Raw genomic sequence first — 18,087 nt, 5'->3', positions numbered from 1 at the left:
GTTATACTCTTCCTATTTTATGTACTATAACAAAAAAATCATTGACTGTTCCCCTAAGGTCAGGAAATATGATGAAACCATCAAAATAAAGCGTTTTAATAAAACATGATTTTATTAAAAGGTGAAAGGAAGAAAACTATGAAGCATGATGCATTAGGAATGGTAGAAACAAGAGGATTAATCGGATCAATCGAGGCAGCAGATGCAATGGTGAAAGCCGCAAATGTATCGTTAGTCGGAAAAGAGCTTGTTGGCGGTGGGATCGTAACGGTTTTGGTTAGAGGAGATGTTGGTGCAGTGAAAGCTGCAACGGATGCAGGGGCTGCAGCAGCAGAACGTGTGGGTGAATTATTGTCTGTTCATGTCATTCCTAGACCACATTCGGAAGTAGAAACGATTTTACCAAATAAATAATTTCAGGGAATCTTTGATGAAAGGAAATGAAAAAATGGATAGTGGAAAAAGTGTTTCATATGTCAATGCAGACACAAAAATGAAAGAGGCAAGCAAAGGGTTCCGGGTAAAAGGGATTACGAATGGACTTGTTTCCGGGATTACTTATGGTATCTATTCAACATTAGTGGTTGTTGCAAGTGGCTACGATCCATTAATTAGTGCGACAGGTATTCTAGCAGCCCCATTTGTTTGTTCTGGATTAAATGATTTTTTTGCTGGAATTTTTCTATTATTTTATAACGCCAAACAAGGAAAACTGAAAGAAATGCGCCGAATGTTGGCGACAAGGCCAGGAAAAATGCTTGTCATTGGTTTTCTTTTAGGAGGACCTGTAGCCAATGGCGCTTATCTAGTGGGGTTAGCGATGGCAGGAGCTTACGCGATTCCAATCTCAGCGACATGCGGGTTGTTTGGTGCTTTGTTCTCTTGGATTTTCTTAAAACAAAAACCAACGCCGCGAATCATCTTTGGCATGATCGTTGTGGTGGCTGGGGCAATTACGATCAATATGGTGAAACCAGATGGCGCACCTAATTTTACTTTGGGTATTATTTGTGCCTTTATCGCTGCAATTTCTTGGGGATTAGAAGGTGTCTTTTCAAGTTTTGGCGGAGCAATGATTGATACGGATGTTGCTGTAAATCTTCGCCAATTGATTTCAGGCTTGTTCGTTATTGTGCTTATTTTGCCTATTATTGGTGGCTTGAATTTATTTGTGGGGACATTGGCAGCAGTGACTCCTGTGCTATGGCTGATATTATCCGGTTTAAGTGCCGGGGTTTCCTTCTTAACTTGGTACAAATCTAACGCAATGGTCGGAACAGCTGTGGGTATGTCTTTGAATGTTACCTATGCTTTCTGGGGTGTTATCTTCAGCGTGATTTTCTTAGGACAAGCATTAACACCAACGATGGTGATTGGCTCAGTTGTCATCGTGATCGGAGCAATTTTAGTAACAATGAATCCTTTAGATTTATTCAAAAAGGGGGAGGCGTAAGATGCTTTTACCTAGTCGAACAGCCGTATTAAATGAATTATATGGTGAAAAAGAACTGAATGTGAATCAAATTATGGATAGGTTAAAACCTATTTATGGAAGCGAAAGTCAGTTTAATAAGAAATTATACGTCGAACATATCATGGCGCTAGAGGCGAATGGCTTAGTTGAGCTTACCAGCTATGAGGTGGATGAAAAAGACGAATTGGTTTGCTTCTACCGCATGACACAAGAAGGTCGGTCAACGGTTGATAAGTATGTTGATAAGAAATATCGAAAGGCATAAGGGGGAAATCACTTGAAGTATCGTGGTGAAGAAGCTTTAGGATTAGTGGAAACAATTGGGTTGGTACCCGCTTTGAAAGCAGCAGATGAGATGTTGAAAGCAGCAAATGTGGAATTAATTTCCTATGAAAACATTGGCTCTACATTAGTCACAGTCATGATTAAAGGCGATGTTGCAGCGGTGGAAGCTTCTGTAGCAGCGGGTGCAAAAGCTGCTAGTGAGATTGGGAAGCTAACCGCACAAAACGTCATGCCTAGACCTATTTCGCACGTTGGAGATATTGTCTCTGTTCATGCAGTAGAGGATTAGTTGAGGGAGGAAATCGAGTGAAAACATATGAAGCAATCGGTGCGATTGAAACATTCGGCTTAGTTTTTGTTTTAGAAGCTTGTGATGCGATGTGTAAGGCAGCTGATGTAGAGCTGGTAGGCTATGAAAATGTTGCCTCCGGTTACATCTCAGTGATTGTTCAAGGAGATGTCGCGGCTTGTCATTCAGCGGTGGAAGCCGGAATTGCAGCAGTGGAAAAAATGAACGCAGAAGTCTACAGCTCAGTTGTGATCGCCAGTCCACATGCCGATTTAAATAAACTTATTAAGCGTTATCAGTTAGCCAACCTTTTACCTGAAGAGGAGGGAGATGCATCATAAATGCATGATGTAGATAAAGATTTACTATCTATTCAAGAAGCACGAATTGTCTTAGAAACAGCAAAGAATGCGCAGTTTTTGATGAAAGACTATGGGCAAGAATTTTTCCATAACCTTGTCCGAGTAATGATCCGTGAAGTCCAACCATTGATTTCGGACTATGTTTCTTGTGAGATAGAAGAAACAGGCAAGGGCTGTCAGAAAGAGAAAGAAGCCTTTGTTCTTCGATTTTTAAAGGCGATGGAAGCAGAGATTGGGGATAGAACTTATATCGGCGCTACAGCAAAAGATTCTGCGGGGAAAATTTTGCAAGTAGGTGTTCCGTTAGGTGTCATTCCAGTCCTGCTGCCTTCAGAAAATGTGGTCATCCACACGCTCTACAGCTTTTTTGCAGGACTTCAATCTGCGAATGCAATGATCGCGATTCCTCATGTGAAAGCAACTAAAACGGCGACCTTGGTTATTAAAAAGATGCAAGAGATTGGTCTTTGCAACGGGCTGCCTAGAGGAAGTATCCACTGCATCGAGAACGTAACAGAATGTGGCACGCAAGAGATTATCAATAGTCCGTCAGCAGCCGTAATTTTGGTTTTAGGGCAAAAAAAATATACTGACACAACCATTCCTAAGAGACCAATCATTTATGGCGGATCGGGAGCGACACCAGTCTTTATCGAGCGTTCTGCTGATACGCAAGCCGCTGTAAAAATGATTATTGAAAGTCGCGCGTATGATTGCGGATTGTTGCCTGCTTCAGAACAATATTTGATTGTTGAAAGCACGATCGCAGAGAAAGTAAAAAGTGAGTTGATCCAAAACGGCGGATACTTCCTGTCAAAAGAAGAAGAGAAGCAGCTTGTTTCTTTATTACAACCGAAAAAGGATGGTATTCAAGAGCGCTGTGTTGGAAAAAGTGCAGCATGGCTGGCGAAACATGCGGGGATTCAAATACCACCAGACAAACGACTCTTAATTTCTGAACAAAGTTATGTACATGAGCAAGACCCATTTGTGAATGAAATGAATTGTCCCATCCTAGTGTTTTATAGAGAACCCGATTGGCAGCATGCTTGTGAAAAAGCCATACATTTGCTTCAAGAAAAGAACGATGGTCATACGTTAGCGATTCATTCCAAAGAGCCAATGATTGTAAATGAATTCGCATTGAAAAAGCCCGTTGCACGGATGGTCGTTAATGCCCCGGCGAGCTTTTCAAGTATGGGGATCGGCTCGACATTGCCGCTGTCACCTATTTTAGGCGGTTTTACCAGAGGATTAGGGATTAGTGCAGAGAATATTACACCAGTGAATCTGACCTACACGCGTGAAATTGGTTATGCCTCAAGCAAATGTCTCGAAGAGAAAACTACTGCCAACAACTTGCAAGACGCACAAGTACAGGCTCAGTTGCTTGAAAAAGTTTTAAAGAAAATGTTGGAAAAATAATTTGTTGAAAAGTGAGGGAATACGATGGATATAAACGAGTTCTCAGCCAAACTAGCTGAAGCAACCAAAGAATTAAGCGCAGAAGAGCGCAATGCATTAATGAAGATGTTTGCAACAGTCGCAGACCATGCAGAAACACCTTCTGAGAGTGACTCTAGTGATGCAACTGTGGTTCCAAATGGGATTACGCCACGACTTAGCGCTTTGAAGGAAAACTATTTAAAACAGGTTCCGACAATTACGACGCACCGGGCCCGAGTTATTACAGAGCTGGCCAAAGAAAATCCAGGAATGCCTAAAAGCGTTCTAAGGGCGAAGGCATTTAAGCGTTGCTGCGAAACGGCACCTTTAGTGATTCAAGAGAATGAGTTGATTGTTGGGGCTCCAAATGGCGCACCCCGAGCCGGTTCATTTTCTCCGGATATCGCTTGGCGCTGGATGGAAGAAGAGATTGATACCATTTCTTCTCGTCCACAAGATCCCTTCCATATTTCTGAAGAAGATAAAAAAATTATGCGTGAAGAGCTTTTCCCATTTTGGAAAGGCAAATCTGTGGATGAACATTGTGAAGATCAATTCCGGGAAGCTGGGGTTTGGGAACTTTCTGGAGAATCCTTTGTTTCTGATTGTTCCTACCATCAATTAAATGGCGGTGGCGATTCTAACCCTGGATACGACGTTATTTTGATGAAAAAAGGGATGTTGGACATCCAAAAAGAAGCGCAAGAAAAATTAGAGGCATTAGATTACGCCAATCCAGATGATATGGACAAAATCTATTTCTACAAAGCGCAAATCGAAACGGCGGAAGGCGTCATGATTTATGCGCAACGGATGTCTGACTATGCCAAAGAACTTGCTGCCAAAGAAACGAATCCGAAACGCAAAATGGAGCTTCAAAAGATTGCAGAAGTAAACGCAAAAGTTCCAGCGAATAAGCCAGAAACATTCTGGGAAGCAATTCAAGCTGTTTGGACGATTGAATCTTTATTGGTCGTTGAAGAAAATCAAACAGGGATGTCCATTGGACGTGTGGATCAATACATGTACCCATTCTTTAAAAACGATCTTGATTCCGGTCGCTTAACGAACCACGAAGCGTTTGAATTAGCAGGTTGTATGTTGATCAAGATGTCAGAAATGATGTGGATTACCAGTGAAGGCGGGTCTAAATTCTTTGCGGGATACCAACCATTTGTCAACATGTGTGTGGGTGGAGTAACGAGAGAAGGCCGCGATGCAACGAATGAATTAACGTACCTACTGATGGATGCGGTTCGCCATGTAAAAGTTTATCAGCCATCTTTAGCGTGTCGTATTCACAACCGCTCGCCTAGAGAATATTTGAAAAAAATTGTTGATGTGGTTCGCGCCGGAATTGGGTTTCCTGCCTGTCACTTCGATGATACACATATCAAAATGATGTTAGCAAAAGGTGTATCTGTGGAAGATGCACGTGATTATTGCTTGATGGGATGTGTAGAGCCGCAAAAATCAGGTCGTTTGTATCAATGGACATCAACTGCGTATACGCAATGGCCGATCTGTATCGAACTAGTCTTAAATCAAGGTGTGCCGTTGTGGTATGGGAAGAAAGTTTGTCCTGATTTAGGACCGATCTCAAGTTACAAAACATATGAAGAATTTGAAGAAGCGGTCAAAGAACAGATTCGTTATGTCACCAAATGGTCATCTGTTGCAACTGTCATCACTCAAAGAGTTCATCGAGATCTTGCACCAAAACCATTGATGTCTATCATGTATGAAGGCTGTATGGAAAACGGCAAAGACGTTTCAGCTGGCGGCGCGATGTATAACTTTGGTCCTGGGGTTGTCTGGTCAGGGTTAGCGACTTATGCGGATTCAATGGCAGCCATTAAGAAACTGGTCTTTGAGGAAAAGAAATATACGCTTGAAGAACTAAACAGAGCCTTAAAAGCGGATTTTGTCGGCTACGACCAAATACGTACAGACTGCTTAAATGCACCTAAGTATGGCAATGACGATGACTATGCGGATTTAATTGCGGCAGACTTGATTCACTTCACAGAAGCGGAACATCGCCAATATAAAACACTATTCTCTGAATTGTGTCATGGCACGTTATCGATTTCCAACAACACACCTTTAGGTCAATTAACTGGTGCTTCTGCGAATGGACGGAAAGCATGGGTGCCATTATCTGATGGTATTAGTCCAACACAAGGTGCCGACTTCAAAGGCCCAACCGCCATCGTCAAATCGGTTTCCAAGATGGCAAACGATACTATGAACATGGGAATGGTTCATAACTTCAAGATTATGTCAGGGATGCTAGACACTCCTGAAGGTGAAGAAAGCTTAATTACGTTACTTAAGACAGCCAGTGTCTTAGGAAACGGGGAAATGCAGTTTAACTATTTAGATAACGATACATTGTTAGCGGCCCAAGAACATCCAGAAGAATACCGTGACTTGATTGTTCGAGTTGCAGGATATAGTGCATTCTTTGTTGAACTTTGTAAAGATGTACAGGATGAAATTATTAGTCGAACAATGTTAACTAAGTTTTAACAACGGGAGATGAAGAGATGGATACTCAAAACACGTCGCTCATTGAGCGCTCGGCAATGGTATTTAATGTTCAAAAATATAGCTTGTATGATGGACCAGGGATTCGCACGATCGTCTTTTTTAAAGGGTGTCCATTGAAGTGTCAGTGGTGCGCCAATCCTGAAGGAATTGAACGGAAATTCCAAGTCATGTACAAAGAGAGCGTTTGTAGTGATTGCCATGCTTGTGTTGACGTGTGTCCGATGGGTATCCATTACATTGATGAAGAAGGTTCCCATCAAGTTCGACGCGATATAGCATGTAATGGTTGTCGCGCTTGTGTCGCTGTGTGTCCAATGGCAGCATTGAATATCACAGGTGAGATCAGAACGATCTCAGAGCTGATGGCAGTCATCCATGAAGATGACATGTTTTATGAGCAATCTGGCGGCGGTGTGACCCTCAGTGGAGGAGAATGCACCGCCCAACCAGAGGCAGCTCTTGCATTACTGCAAGCATGCAAAGCAGATGGATTACACACAGCCATTGAAACTTGCGGGCATTCAAGAATGGACCGAATACTGGCGATTGCCGAATATGTCGATTTGTTCTTGTTTGACTTAAAGCATATGGATCCTGTGAGACATAACGAGTTGACGGGAATTAGTAATGAACGAATTTTAGAGAACTTGAAAAAATTATTAGCAGAAGGACATCAGATACAAATCAGAATGCCGATGTTGAAGATGATTAATGATAGTCAAGAAGAGATTCAGCAAATTATTGACTTCTTACTTCCCTATAAAGAGTATCCCAACTTTAAAGGCATTGATCTGTTGCCCTACCACAAATTAGGGGTCAATAAATATGGCCAATTGGGCATGGAATATCCTGTGGAAGGAGATCCGTCTCTTCTAGAATCGGATTTGGATCGAATTGAAGGCTGGATCAAGGGCTATGATTTCCCTGTCCGCGTCATTCGACACTAGAGAGGTGAAAAAATGTCTGAATTAATCGCTCAGCGTGTGATTGAAGAGTCGGTTCCAGGAAAACAAGTCACTTTAGCACATGTGATTGCAGCCCCCATCGAAGAAATCTATCAGTCATTAGGGGTAGAAAACAATGGTGCTATCGGAATTTTAACGATTTCTCCTTATGAAGCCGCAATTATTGCAGCCGATATCGCCGGGAAAAGTGCTGGAGTGACGGTGGGATTTCTGGATCGATTTACCGGTTCTGTTTTATTGAATGGAGATGTGGAAAGTGTGGAAGTGGCATTGGAATCCGTTGTTTCTGGATTGAAAAATCTATTGAATTTTGAAGTGGTTCCTGTGACGAAATCATGAAAAAACGCATCTTAATTGTAGGGGTCGACGATGATGAAAATCGCAAGGTCGCTCAAACAATCGAGGCAACCAATCAGCCCATTCGAAAACTAGCCAATCTTCTCTACACGAATAAAACCATTTTGGTACCAAGTGCCTATCTTGAGTGTCCATGGATGCATAAACATATTATTGCCTTACAACAAGAAGCCAGCGAAGTTTTGTTTTTAGTTTCCTTGAACAATAAAAAGCGATACCCTCCCGGATTTGCCAGGGTCTTTCAAGTTCCTAGAAAAGGGGGAATCGTAAGCCATGGGTCAAGGCAAGCTAAAAAAACAAGCGAACAAGCTGAACGCGAGCTGATGGAAATTGGGTGCATGCCTCCTTATCAATCCATTGTTTTTGAAGAAAGCAATGTACCTATCAGCAAGAAGGAAGCGAAATAACGAAGGAATGAAAGGAGGAGATTATTTGTTCAAACAATTTAAAATGCCAACAAGAATTATCACAGGAGCGGGTAGTGTAAAAGAATTGGGAAATCTGACGATGCAACGTCCTTTGCTCATCTGTGACCCATTCATGGTAAAAAATGGAACGGCAGCGAAAATCGTTCAACTCTTTGAAGCCAAACAAATGTCCTGTCCAATATTTTCAGAAATTGTTCCTGATCCAACCATTGAGATTGTGACAAAAGGATTGGTTGAGGTCATTAAACACCAGCCAGATAGCTTGATTGCCTTGGGCGGTGGCTCTGCGATGGATGCAGCAAAAGCAATCAGAAAAATGGTGCAAACGGCAGATCAAGCAGCAGAGATGCCCCTGATTTGTCTTCCAACAACAAGTGGAACTGGAAGTGAGGTTACAGCATTTTCAGTGATTTCAGATCCAGCAAATGATGGAAAGTATGCGTTGGTGGATGAGGGAATGATTCCAGATTTGGCGATTCTTGATCCTGAACTAACGATAAGTGTTCCCAAAAATGTGACAGCAGATACAGGGATCGATGTGTTCACCCATTGTATGGAGGCTTTGGCTTCGACCAATGCCACAGATTTTACCGATGCCTGTGCAGAAAAAGCGCTGCGTATGATTTGGGAAGAACTCGTTTGTGTATTTAATGAAGGAGAAAATTTAGCGTTACGAGAGACCATTCATAATGCTTCTTGTTTAGCGGGAATTGCCTTCAGTGAAGCGTCACTGGGGATTTGTCATAGTTTAGCACATGCCTTAGGTGGAAAATTTCATGTCCCTCACGGCCGAGCAAATGCATTATTACTGCCTCATGTAATCAGCTATAACGCAGGATTGGATTTGGCTGAAGAGCTGCCAAGTTTACTGGTTTATCAAAGAATTGCGAATTTATTAGGATTCACTGCAGGTACCCCTAAAGCGACGGTCCATGCATTTATTTCAGGACTAAACCGTAAATTGAGACAGCTGGATATTCCGAAAACAATAGGTGAATGTGGAATTGACCTTGAAAGCTATGAAGCGGCAATTCCTGAAATGGCGGAAAAAGCGTTGAAAGATCCCTGTACGTCAACAAACCCTCGGCAAGTGACTCAAGAAGAACTAGAAAAAATTTATAAGGGGTTACTAAGAGGTGGCTATTAATGCATTTTATCACGGAAAGCGAGCTAAGAACAACGTATCGAAAAGCACCTTTTCACGAACTTACTTTACAGCCTGAGGAACGTTTAACACCAGAAGGAAAACAATTTCTGATTGATAAAAAAATTACATTAATTGAAGCGCAAGCACCTGAAAACATAGAAGCCGTAGCAGAAGTGGCAGAGTTACCAGAGTTTTCATTTTATAAAGGATGGCTTTCTTGCGAATTATATGAAGCAGCGATTCTAGCGATGAACTATTCGGTAACGATGAGTCAAGAACTGTTAAAGCTAGAACAAGAGGTCAAAGAGACACTTGGAAAAGACGACGATCGAATGGATCCCTTGACAGAAACAGTGTTTGAGCCGGAAGTTTTTGAACTAGAGGCGGTTCATTTGTTTAGCCGTCACGGGAATTTATTGATTAAATTGAAAAAAATCGAAGAATTCATCCATTTCATCCATGGCAAGTATCCACAATGTCAAAATAGTCTTCGGATGATCAATAAGCAACTGAATGAATTTAGAAAACAATTAGTAGGAGCCGGTCAATGAAAAAGGATATAGAAGAATGTAATCAATTTGTTGCTGAATTTGAAAAGACGATTCAAAAACCAAAAATGCATCCTTCAAGCATTTACTATACAGGAGTCGATCTAGGGACAGCGTGCATTGTGCTTGCTGTTTTAGATGAGAACTATCAACCGGTTGCCGGAGCTTATCGGTACGCAGATGTTGTTCGCGATGGCATGATTGTTGACTATATCGGTGCGGTGGAGATCGTCAAAGAACTAAAAGCAGAGCTAGAAAAAAAGCTGGCTACTGAGCTTTTTTATGCGGCGGCTTCTTTACCTCCTGGCACAGATGCGCTTGATGGGGGTGCCATAAAAAATGTTGTCCAAAGCGCAGGGTTTGAATTGACGAATCTATTAGATGAACCGACTGCAGCGAACCAGCTGTTGAAAGTTACGGAAGGAGCGGTTGTGGATATCGGTGGCGGAACTACCGGAATCTCCATTTTAGAGAATTCAAAGGTGGTCAAAGTTGCGGATGAAGCAACTGGCGGCACTCATTTGTCTTTAGTGATTGCGGGTTCCTATAAGTACTCCTTTCAAGAAGCAGAACTGTATAAACGAGACCCTAAAAATCACAATGAGTTATTGGTCACACTGAAACCTGTTATTGAAAAAATTTCGTCGATTATTGTGCAGCAAACTGAAGGCTATAAGATCCCAGCTATTTACTTAGTTGGCGGAACGGCTTGTTTAAAAAATATTGAGCAAGTCATTCAAAAGACAACAGGAATCAAGACGTACAAGCCGGTGAATCCGATGTTTGTTACTCCATTAGGGATTGCGTTAAGCTGTACCGATTAACTGATAGGATAGGAGGGGAAAAGAATGGATTGTCGGATTATAAAATCACCTGGAGAAGGGACACTAGCGATTGTCAATCGTAGAAAAGGCTCAAAGGATACACTGGAAAAGCCAGATGCAATTGGTTTGGTCCAAGGGAAACTTATTGAGATGGTTTGCGCGGCAGATGTTGCTGAAAAAGCAGTTGGTGTAACTGTAGAAGATATTCGCGGGAGCTGCCCGCAAAATATGGTGATGTTAGCGATATTTGGTGATACAGCCTCTGTGACTGCAGCTATTGAAGAGATTCAGAAGAAAGAGAAGACGAAAAAATGGTAATCGCACAGTTAATAGATACGATTTGGGCTACTCGTAAATCTGAAAAATTAAATGGCTTAAAGCTGATGATCGCAGAAATTTCCGGAGGCTCACGGGATGGCGAGCGCCTAATCGTCTGCGATGTGATTGGTGCCGGAATTGGAGATAGGGTCATTGTAACTACCGGATCGGCTGCCAGAAGAATGCTTGAAGATGATCTCATTCCCGTTGATGCGGCCGTTGTGGGTATCGTCGATGAAAGCTGCGAATCTGCATAAGGAAAGTGTGACAGAATGAAAAAATTAATTAGCCTAAAGGAAGTAGAAAGCTATCACGAAGAAGGCGCTACCGCTATCTTTGTGGATAGTCAAACGATTATTACGCCAGCTGCAAAAGATTTAGCAGAAGAGTACCAAATGGAATGGGTAGAAAGAACTTGCTCAAATCCAGCTCAGACATTGGCAGAAACCGATCCATTTTCAAAAGAAGCCTTGATTGCTTTATTAAAACAGTTTTTAGCGGAAACAGGCAATCAGCCCTATGAAGCTAGTTATCATAAGAGCGGTCTGAAGATCGTTAAAGGAGCAACTGTTAAGCTGCCGCCTGTAGCGGATAATCCATGCATTAAGAGTCAAGAGATCGTCCACGCAAAAGAGTGTGGACTGACAGCAAATCTGCTCTCTCTTGAAGACACTTGTTACAAGGAGACGAGTGGTCAAGAGTCAGTGAACTACATTCTCACAGGCACAGTTGACCTAACCATTGCTGGGGAACGATTCGTCGCTCATCAAGGAGATACAGTCTTTATTCCAAAGGGCACAAAAACGGACTGGCTCGTTAAAGGTTCTGCCTCCGTGCTATCAACAAAACTAAAGGAGGCGAGCCGTAAATGAAGCAAGCCATTGGGATGATTGAAACCTATGGGATGATTGGTTTAATTGAAGCTGCAGATGTCATGCTTAAATCATCCAGTGTTCATTTACTGGGGAGTACGCAAGTTGGCGGTGGCATAAATACGGTCATGGTTGAAGGGGATGTCGGTGCAGTTGAAGCAGCGGTTCAGTCTGCTAAAGCAAGTGTCAGTCTGCTTGGAAAGCAGGTCCTCCTTTCCGCACATGTGATTCCTCGACCAGAAATTATGCCGGAAGCATTTGTTTCATGCAAAAAAACAAAAGCTGATGAGGAACAGCAAACACAAGCGGTTAAATTGGATTCTTTGGAGAAACCTGCCGTTGACCCAGCAATAGAACAACCAAAAAGGTTAGCGGAAAAAGATGAAACAGCTGAAGGAAATGGTGTTCAGCAATCCCAGCAGCAAGCAAAAGCACCTGCTGAGTCGCTGACAGTGCCTGAAAAAATCTTGAAAGTTGTTCAAGAGGAATTGAAACAAGAGAAAATGGTGCCAAAACTATCCCAACCTCAGGTTAGTCCATCTGAAAGTAGGGAGCTGCTTCAAGCGAAGTTTCAAAAAATGAAAGTAGCAGATTTGAGAAAATTGGCGAAAGAACAAAAAGAATTTAGTCGTCCGAAAAAAGAAATCTATCAGATGAGTAAAGCAAAACTAATTCAAGTTTTGATTGATTCCTTAATTATAAATGAATAGAGGGTTTCAGATGGAAATAGTTGATAAAGATTTACGTTCAGTACAAGAAGCTCGTGATTTAACGAGAAAAGGAAAAGTTGCGGCTACTCAAATTGCAACATTTACCGAGGAACAAATTGACCGTATTTTACAAAATATGAAAGCTGCAGCCAGCAAGCACGCCGTAGATTTAGCAAAACGAGCTGTGGAGGAAACAAAATTTGGAAAAGTCATGGATAAGGCCTACAAAAATCATGCTGCATCAACCTTATTGTATGAAGAAATCAAAGACCAAAAAACGATTGGTATCATTGATGAAAATCAAGCAAATGGCACCTTTGATGTTGCGGAACCTGTAGGACTAGTGTTGGGGATCATTCCTTCAACCAACCCTACGTCAACCGTGATTTTTAAAGCGATGATTGCCTTGAAATCAAGAAATGCGATTGTCTTTTCCCCACATCCTTCCGCATTAGACTGTACGAAAAAAGCAGCTGATCTTTTAAACAGAGCAGCGGTCGAAGCTGGCGCACCAGAAGGAATTATCAGTTGCTTGTCTCTTCCAACGATGGCTGGAACCAACGAGCTTTTACATGCAAAAGAAGTCAGCTTGATTATTGCAACAGGTGGACCGGGAATGGTTAAAGCAGCTTACAGTTCAGGAAAACCAGCGTTAGGCGTAGGGGCTGGAAACTCACCTGCTTATATTGAAAAAACGGCAGATGTGAAGTCGGCGGTAGCGAAAATTATGGCTTCTAAAACCTTCGATAACGGCACGATTTGCGCATCTGAACAATCCATCATTTGTGAGCGTTCAAATTCAGAAGCAGTGATACGAGAATTGAAAGCACAAGGCGGATACTTCATGTCTAAAGAGGAAACAGATCAGGTTTGTCAATTACTCTTTAAAAATGGCTATGCAATGAATGCCCAATTTGTAGGTCGAGATGCCCATGTGATTGCCGAAGCAGCCGGCATTCATATTCCTGAGAATACAAAAGTGCTTATTGGTGAACAAGGAGGCGTAGGAGCTGGTTATCCACTGTCATTTGAAAAATTAACCACTGTATTAGCTTTTTATGTGGTTGATGATTGGGAAGAAGCTTGTCAGCTAAGTATTGACTTATTACAAAATGGGATTGGTCATACGATGAGTATTCATACGAATGATCGGGACATTGTTTTGAAATTTGCAGCAAAACCTGCTTCAAGAATCTTAGTAAACACAGGCGGAAGCCAAGGGGGAACAGGAATCAGCACAGGCTTGCCGATTTCATTTACCCTCGGATGCGGCACATTTGGCGGAAGTTCAGTATCAGAAAATGTAGGACCTAAGCACTTATTAAACATCAAAAAAGTTGCTTACGGTTTGAAAGATGTCACCACGCTAGTAAAAGATGACCCGACCTTCAATATGGAAACAGGCTGTTCAACTGAATCAGAACTAGGGCAAAAAACTGTCAGTCAACAGCCGAAAGTTCAGTCCGATCCTGAAATAGAAGATCTAGCAAATATGGTTCGTCAAGTATTGGCTGCGATGAATCAATAGTGAAGAGAGAGAAGAAAATGGAAAATTATGAAGAACTACTGGGTATGTTACTAGAAAAGCTAGCTCCAACGCTTCAAAATCTGGAAGTGAAACAAGCGAGCAACGAAATTCCAGTGGGGATTTCGAATCGACATGTACATCTGTCTCAATCGGATGTCGATAAACTATTTGGTGCAGGGTATCAATTAACGAAATTGAAAGATCTTTCCCAGCCAGGACAATACGCGTGCAAAGAGACCCTCATTATTGCAGGACCTAAAGGAGTGATTGAAAAGGTCCGGATTCTAGGGCCTGTGAGAAACCAATCTCAGGTAGAAATCTTGCAAGGAGACTCGTTTAAATTAGGAATCAAAGCACCTCTGCGACTATCAGGAGATTTAGCAGGGTCTGCAGGAGCAACTCTAATTGGACCAAATGGCTCCGTTGAACTGAAGGAAGGTGTGATTGTTGCGAAAAGACATATCCATATGCTTCCGGAACAAGCGCAGCGATTTGGTGTCACAGATGGTGAAGAGGTAACCATCCATTTTACCGGTCCCAGAGGCGGAGCTTTAAATCAAGTCATCATTCGGGCGGTTGAAAATTCCGGTCTTGAGTGTCATATCGATACAGAAGAGGCAAACGCACTTGGTGTCACATCAAACACAAACATTGTTATCCAAAAAAATTAAGATAAATCGGAGGAAATTATAATGAAATCAGATGCTTTAGGAATGGTAGAAACAAAAGGATTAATCGGATCAATTGAAGCGGCAGACGCAATGGTGAAAGCGGCCAACGTCTCATTAGTCGGAAAAGAAATGGTCGGCGGCGGAATCGTGACTGTGATGGTTCGCGGGGATGTTGGGGCAGTCAAAGCCGCAACGGATGCCGGTGCAGCAGCGGCTCAACGTGTCGGTGAGTTGCTTTCTGTTCACGTTATTCCTCGTCCACATGCAGAAGTAGAAACTATTTTGCCTGCGCAAGCGTAAATAAATGAGGTGGAGACGTTCGCGGGCTTCACCTTTTTATATAGGAGATAACAGATGAAAACGATAATTATAGGCGCGAATCATGCCGGAATTGCAGCAGCCAATGTATTATTATCTCAAACTGGTCATGAAGTGGTAATGATCGATAAAAATTCGAACCTTAGCTATTTAGGATGCGGTACAGCCCTGTGGGTAGGACGACAAATCGATTCCTATGAAGAGTTGTTCTACACGAGTAAAGAAGCATTGGAAAAGAAGGGGGCTAAGATTTCACTAGAGACCGAAGTAGAGATGATCGATTTTTGTCATAAAAAAGTTTATTGTCAAAATCCAACCGAAACTTACTGTGAAACCTATGATAAGTTGATTTTAGCTACCGGTTCTCGCCCTATCTCACCAAATGTCCCGGGCAAAGACTTGAAAAATATTCATTTTCTGAAGAGTTTCCAAGACGGAAAGACGATTGATGCCTTACTTGATAATCCAGCAGTTAAAAATGTAGCAGTTGTAGGTGCCGGATATATCGGTGTGGAAATTGCGGAGGCGATACAACGACGGGGAAAAAATGTTCATTTATTTGATGGCGAGTCAGGGGCGTTATCTAGTTATTATGATCCTGAGTTCTCTACTAAAATGGATCAGACATTGGCAGATCATGGCATTAAGCTTCATTTTGGTGAAATTGCCACAGCTTATAAAGGACATGAAACTGTTGAGGCCATTGTCACGAATAAACAGGAATATCCTGTAGAGCTAGTCATTCATGCGATTGGCTTTTTACCAAATAATGCTCTTGGACAAAACCATTTAGAAACCTTTAGAAATGGGGCTTATTTTGTTGATGCAACGCAACAAACAAGTGATCCGGATGTGTATGCAGTGGGAGATTGTGTCACCATTTATTCGAACGCTTTACAAAAAGATACCTATATTGCGTTAGCAACGAATGCAGTACGTTCTGGAATCGTCGCAGGACATAATATTGCCGGTGTTAAGTTAAACGCGATCGGGGTCCAAGGCTCCAACGGAATTTCTATTTTCGGGTTACACATGGTTGCCACAGGCTTGACAGTAAAAGCGGCTGAGAAGTACGGCATGGATGTATTATACACCGATTACGAGGATTATCAGAAGCCAACCTTTATGAAGGAAAATGGAAAAGTGTCCATTCGGATTGTCTACGAAAAGGCAACACGGCGTATCGTCGGTGCACAGCTATCTTCACAAATGGATGTTTCAATGGCGATTCATATGTTCTCATTAGCAATCCAAAAACAAGTCACGATTGATGAATTGAAGCTACTTGATATTTTCTTTTTACCGCATTTTAATCAACCGTATAATTATATGACAATGGCAGCGTTGGCGGCTGAATAGCCCATAGTTGTTCTCCTGTTGTCGCATGAAAGCAAGGCGTTCACTTTGCTGTTTCGGCCGCAGGACGCCCGCTCTTTTTTGACACTAGGGATGAGCTGGGAAAAAACAACTTTCTAAGCCAACTACTGTTTTCTATTCTTAAAGGAAATGCTTCGGCGTTTCCTTTTTGCTTTTCTTAGGGGATGTTGCAGAAATTTTGTTGTAGTAATACACACTTTTTGATATCGATTACGAGAGAAACGGGAAGAACACCGTTGTTTTTTTCTTAAACAGTCGTTAAAAAAGTTCTCGCTCTTTTTTGAGGAGTGCAAAAAAGAACGGAGACTCGGAGAGAAATCTTCGGTAGGAGAGGCAATCCCTCCTATCTCAGAAAATTTTATTTATTTTTTCTTGCAGGGGGTTATCTGGTTAAAAAAAATAAAAAAAGGCTCTTTCTTTTTATGATAAATATTTGTTGTAGTAAACACTAATGGTAAAAGTGTTGGTGTTTATTCATAAACTTAAAGGAGATGATTATTTTGAAACTAAGTAAGTATATCATAGCGGGAATTTGCGGCTTGTCGATTGCGGCAGCTCAAACGAATATTGCCCATGCAGATGCTGTAGGAACTCAAAACGCGGAAACTGTAAGTGTTCCTCCTGTTTGCCTACCTGTCACAGGTAGTAAATTAGTAAAAGAGGTAACTTATAACGACCGCGTGGATCACTTCAAATTTGTCGAAGATCAAAGAGGCGAAGGAACAAAATACAGTGGTTACAAGTTAGAATTAAATCGTGACTTTAAGTCAAATCGATTATATGTAAAACTAATTACTGACCCAGGTTCTTCTCTAGGAACAATCGAAAACAGTATCGAGGAATATTCAAGAAAAAATATCGGTGGTGGGAAAGTAGAATATAAATTCTATTTCACGCTATTTAATTACAAACCAATACGTACAATTCACATCAACGTTACACCTATTAACGAATAATCAAGTTGTTTAGCACATAGATGAACCCCTTTACTTTGAACCTATGAGCAACTATCTACAACCTGAAAAAGTGGCAGAAATGACGAAACTCGTTCATTTCTGCCATTTTTTGGATAAAAAAAGCATAAATGCTACCTGTGCCTCACTTTTTCCTTCTGAGGAACTAAGTAATTGTATGCAAATAGGAGTTAATCAACTCATTTTGGAACTAGCTACCTTCTTTTTCCGAAATGAAGGGAGAAGGTTTGGGACTAACGTTACTGGTGATCCGTGTCTTTTATTTTTGATGAGGAAGGAGTGTCCAAAACTAGGTGCTTCTGGTGATTTATTTCGGGATAAAAAAAGGAACAGCAAAGAAGGGATTGGGCTCAATTTTCTTCAGACTTCCTAGTAATTGAGGGCTTCTTCTAATAAGAAAGAGGATTTTTTAACGTCTATTAATTGAAAAATGATAAAGAAAATTCAATACATTTGCCTCTCTTTTAAATAACATGAATAATTCTAAAATATCTTTCCGAACAGCGTACAGCTAGAAAGAAAATAAATTTTTTTGATTAATTTTTTTAATGTAAAATTAATAAAGTTCCTTTTCAGATGGCTACAGGAAAGAATGATAGTTCATCGGCACATGTCTGTTGAAATCATTAAAAAGATGATTT

At 41.5% G+C, this 18,087-nt stretch carries 21 protein-coding genes and 1 pseudogene; all 22 read left to right on the top strand.

Going from position 1 to position 18,087, the window contains the following annotated elements:
• Positions 1-138: 138 nt before the first annotated feature.
• The 22 genes and pseudogenes from Q0A12_RS10690 (at position 139) to Q0A12_RS10585 (ending at position 17,428) form a co-directional block, all read left to right on the top strand.
• A complete protein-coding gene (locus Q0A12_RS10690) occupies positions 139-414 on the top strand; it encodes a BMC domain-containing protein (protein ID WP_291292633.1) in 276 nt (91 codons plus the stop codon).
• A 34-nt stretch (positions 415-448) separates the two neighbouring features.
• Positions 449-1,453: a DMT family transporter gene (locus Q0A12_RS10685; protein WP_291292634.1), complete on the top strand. Its 1,005-nt coding sequence runs from the start codon at positions 449-451 to the stop codon at positions 1,451-1,453.
• 1 nt (position 1,454) lies between these two features.
• Positions 1,455-1,739 carry a hypothetical protein gene (locus Q0A12_RS10680; RefSeq protein WP_291292632.1) on the top strand — a complete coding sequence of 95 codons (285 nt, stop codon included), beginning with the start codon at positions 1,455-1,457 and terminating at the stop codon, positions 1,737-1,739.
• Positions 1,740-1,751: 12 nt separating this feature from the next.
• The gene (locus Q0A12_RS10675; RefSeq protein ID WP_291292631.1) at positions 1,752-2,048 is read left to right on the top strand and encodes a BMC domain-containing protein; all 297 of its coding nucleotides are present in this window, start codon (positions 1,752-1,754) and stop codon (positions 2,046-2,048) included.
• Positions 2,049-2,065: 17 nt separating this feature from the next.
• Entirely contained in the window at positions 2,066-2,389 is a 324-nt protein-coding gene (locus Q0A12_RS10670; protein ID WP_291292630.1) for a BMC domain-containing protein, read from the top strand.
• Entirely contained in the window at positions 2,390-3,835 is a 1,446-nt protein-coding gene (locus Q0A12_RS10665; protein WP_291292629.1) for an aldehyde dehydrogenase family protein, read from the top strand.
• A gap of 24 nt (positions 3,836-3,859) precedes the next feature.
• Positions 3,860-6,388 carry a choline trimethylamine-lyase gene (gene cutC / locus Q0A12_RS10660; protein ID WP_291292628.1) on the top strand — a complete coding sequence of 843 codons (2,529 nt, stop codon included), beginning with the start codon at positions 3,860-3,862 and terminating at the stop codon, positions 6,386-6,388.
• A gap of 17 nt (positions 6,389-6,405) precedes the next feature.
• Complete coding sequence (cutD, locus tag Q0A12_RS10655; protein ID WP_291292627.1) at positions 6,406-7,356, top strand: choline TMA-lyase-activating enzyme; 951 nt, start codon at positions 6,406-6,408, stop codon at positions 7,354-7,356.
• Between the two features lie 12 nt (positions 7,357-7,368).
• A complete protein-coding gene (locus tag Q0A12_RS10650) occupies positions 7,369-7,713 on the top strand; it encodes a BMC domain-containing protein (RefSeq protein ID WP_291292626.1) in 345 nt (114 codons plus the stop codon).
• Complete coding sequence (locus Q0A12_RS10645; protein WP_291292625.1) at positions 7,710-8,138, top strand: EutP/PduV family microcompartment system protein; 429 nt, start codon at positions 7,710-7,712, stop codon at positions 8,136-8,138. The genes Q0A12_RS10650 and Q0A12_RS10645 overlap by 4 nt, the downstream gene beginning before the upstream one ends.
• Positions 8,139-8,163: 25 nt before the next feature.
• Positions 8,164-9,306 (top strand): 1-propanol dehydrogenase PduQ, encoded by a 1,143-nt coding sequence (locus Q0A12_RS10640; protein ID WP_291292624.1) that lies wholly within the window; start codon positions 8,164-8,166, stop codon positions 9,304-9,306.
• Positions 9,306-9,857: a hypothetical protein gene (locus Q0A12_RS10635; protein ID WP_291292623.1), complete on the top strand. Its 552-nt coding sequence runs from the start codon at positions 9,306-9,308 to the stop codon at positions 9,855-9,857. Before Q0A12_RS10640 ends, Q0A12_RS10635 begins: the two co-directional genes overlap by 1 nt.
• Positions 9,854-10,678, top strand: coding sequence for an ethanolamine utilization protein EutJ (gene eutJ / locus Q0A12_RS10630; RefSeq protein WP_291292622.1), 825 nt, complete (start codon positions 9,854-9,856; stop codon positions 10,676-10,678). Before Q0A12_RS10635 ends, eutJ begins: the two co-directional genes overlap by 4 nt.
• Before the next feature lie 24 nt (positions 10,679-10,702).
• Positions 10,703-10,996 (top strand): BMC domain-containing protein, encoded by a 294-nt coding sequence (locus tag Q0A12_RS10625; protein WP_291292621.1) that lies wholly within the window; start codon positions 10,703-10,705, stop codon positions 10,994-10,996.
• Positions 10,990-11,253: a EutN/CcmL family microcompartment protein gene (locus Q0A12_RS10620; protein ID WP_291292620.1), complete on the top strand. Its 264-nt coding sequence runs from the start codon at positions 10,990-10,992 to the stop codon at positions 11,251-11,253. Before Q0A12_RS10625 ends, Q0A12_RS10620 begins: the two co-directional genes overlap by 7 nt.
• A gap of 15 nt (positions 11,254-11,268) precedes the next feature.
• On the top strand, positions 11,269-11,868 hold the full coding sequence (locus tag Q0A12_RS10615) for a cupin domain-containing protein (RefSeq protein WP_291292619.1): 600 nt from the start codon (positions 11,269-11,271) through the stop codon (positions 11,866-11,868).
• A pseudogene (locus tag Q0A12_RS16425) lies at positions 11,865-12,107 on the top strand (BMC domain-containing protein); the annotation flags it as partial. The gene Q0A12_RS10615 and the pseudogene Q0A12_RS16425, both read left to right, overlap by 4 nt.
• A 481-nt stretch (positions 12,108-12,588) precedes the next feature.
• Positions 12,589-14,106, top strand: coding sequence for an acetaldehyde dehydrogenase (acetylating) (locus tag Q0A12_RS10605; RefSeq protein WP_291292617.1), 1,518 nt, complete (start codon positions 12,589-12,591; stop codon positions 14,104-14,106).
• 17 nt (positions 14,107-14,123) lie between these two features.
• Entirely contained in the window at positions 14,124-14,777 is a 654-nt protein-coding gene (locus Q0A12_RS10600; protein WP_291292616.1) for a phosphate propanoyltransferase, read from the top strand.
• 21 nt (positions 14,778-14,798) lie between these two features.
• Entirely contained in the window at positions 14,799-15,077 is a 279-nt protein-coding gene (locus tag Q0A12_RS10595) for a BMC domain-containing protein (RefSeq protein WP_010769751.1), read from the top strand.
• Positions 15,078-15,131: 54 nt separating this feature from the next.
• Positions 15,132-16,454 carry a H2O-forming NADH oxidase gene (nox, locus tag Q0A12_RS10590; protein WP_291292615.1) on the top strand — a complete coding sequence of 441 codons (1,323 nt, stop codon included), beginning with the start codon at positions 15,132-15,134 and terminating at the stop codon, positions 16,452-16,454.
• A gap of 518 nt (positions 16,455-16,972) precedes the next feature.
• Entirely contained in the window at positions 16,973-17,428 is a 456-nt protein-coding gene (locus Q0A12_RS10585) for a hypothetical protein (RefSeq protein WP_291292614.1), read from the top strand.
• The last annotated feature ends 659 nt before the right edge of the window (positions 17,429-18,087 follow it).

The organism is Enterococcus sp. (assembly GCF_022711995.1).
Classification (GTDB): domain Bacteria; phylum Bacillota; class Bacilli; order Lactobacillales; family Enterococcaceae; genus Enterococcus_D.
Note: the sequence above shows the minus strand (reverse complement) of the source record. Positions and strands in the feature narration are given on the sequence as shown.